Origin of the sequence: Enterococcus durans NBRC 100479 = LMG 10746, assembly GCF_001544215.1 — a bacterium.
Lineage (GTDB): Bacteria > Bacillota > Bacilli > Lactobacillales > Enterococcaceae > Enterococcus_B > Enterococcus_B durans.
The window spans coordinates 1-1,083 of record NZ_BCQB01000111.1 but is presented as its reverse complement, the minus strand read 5'-3'; the positions used below and the strand labels follow the sequence as shown (position 1 = coordinate 1,083).

The 1,083-nt window shown below is 38.1% G+C and carries 2 protein-coding genes and 1 tRNA gene; 2 read left to right on the top strand and 1 reads right to left on the bottom strand.

The features are described 5' to 3' along the window. Positions 1 to 61: 61 nt before the first annotated feature. Positions 62 to 199, top strand: coding sequence for a hypothetical protein (locus ED2_RS15800; RefSeq protein ID WP_002330288.1), 138 nt, complete (start codon positions 62 to 64; stop codon positions 197 to 199). Here ED2_RS15800 and ED2_RS14485 read toward each other — a convergent pair. After that, a complete protein-coding gene (locus ED2_RS14485) occupies positions 180 to 494 on the bottom strand; it encodes a hypothetical protein (RefSeq protein ID WP_010726909.1) in 315 nt (104 codons plus the stop codon). The genes ED2_RS15800 and ED2_RS14485 overlap by 20 nt on opposite strands. A gap of 413 nt (positions 495 to 907) precedes the next feature. Between ED2_RS14485 and ED2_RS14480 the strand changes: the two genes are divergently transcribed. Further along, positions 908 to 979, top strand: a tRNA-Lys gene (locus tag ED2_RS14480). The last annotated feature ends 104 nt before the right edge of the window (positions 980 to 1,083 follow it).

The window sequence follows — 1,083 nt, the reverse complement described above, 5'->3', positions numbered from 1 at the left end:
TATAAAGTATAGTCCTTCCACGGCAAAGCCTGATAAGGAACATTAGAAAGGAAGAAAACGAATGGATAAAGAAATCAAAGTAACTGTCAAATTAGATTTGACTGAACTAAAAGAACTGCTCAACAAGGCTAGTGACCAAGTCGAACAGTTACAAGAAACTTTAGATGAAATTGCTAATTTTAAAATCCAAGTTTCTTAGCAGTATATTTTTTAGCAGCTGCACTCATGAAATCAGACCAAGTATCAAAATTTGTATTATCAGATACGAATGCATCCATTTGATCATCAGGAATCGCGGCAAACGATTCTTCAGAGCTGCAGTCAAATCCGCTAACCTCAAAGAATTCCTCAATGGAGTTGAATTTGGTATTAGCTGAAACAAAATCATTTGTAAATAACTCGGACATTGGAACGCTATGTTCACCGTCCATTTCTTGGGCAGCTTTTGCCATTTTGTTAAGTTTTTTACTTAAATCATCAAACCCGTTACTCATATATTCATCACCTTTAAATTATTTTCAGCGGACCACTCGCTGATAAATAAAATTATACACTTAGTATTTATTTTCACAATATCAATTTGTCGCTGTGGCGGAAAGGGTAGACACTTAAAAATAAGGTCAATACGTCGAGGGATAACCTTAACGTTTTATGATTTGACCATGCAAGGTTCGATTCCTTGCCAGTGACTTTAGTGGATATCCAAGGTAAAAGGAACAGAAGTGGGAATCAGGCATGATTCGGTAGGATAACTGCGAGGGCATATTAAGTTGACCACTTAAGTAAAATAATTAGGGAGATGCACCTAGAAATAGAGTCGGTCGCTCTATCGGGTAGTCATCAAATTAGACTTTGCTATGGTTAGACCCTAAGCCAGTAAAGTTGTGGCGGCGAACCCTTGCCGCTTTGACGTGAAGTATCTATGGTGATACGTCTGACTTTTAATCAGAAAGTACAGGTTCGACTCCTGTCACGTCAATTAGCAACCGAGGTATTGAGGAAGTGGGTAGGCGCAGGAAGTATTAGACTTGTCTGTGTGTAGGTTGCTATTACATATTAGATCACTCTTTGAGTGGTCTTTTT

Coding starts and splice junctions, on each gene's coding strand:
- ED2_RS14485 (WP_010726909.1), bottom strand. CDS start 494: ATGAGTAACGGGTTTGATGATTTAAGTAAAAAACTTAACAAAATGGCA.
- ED2_RS15800 (WP_002330288.1), top strand. CDS start 62: ATGGATAAAGAAATCAAAGTAACTGTCAAATTAGATTTGACTGAACTA.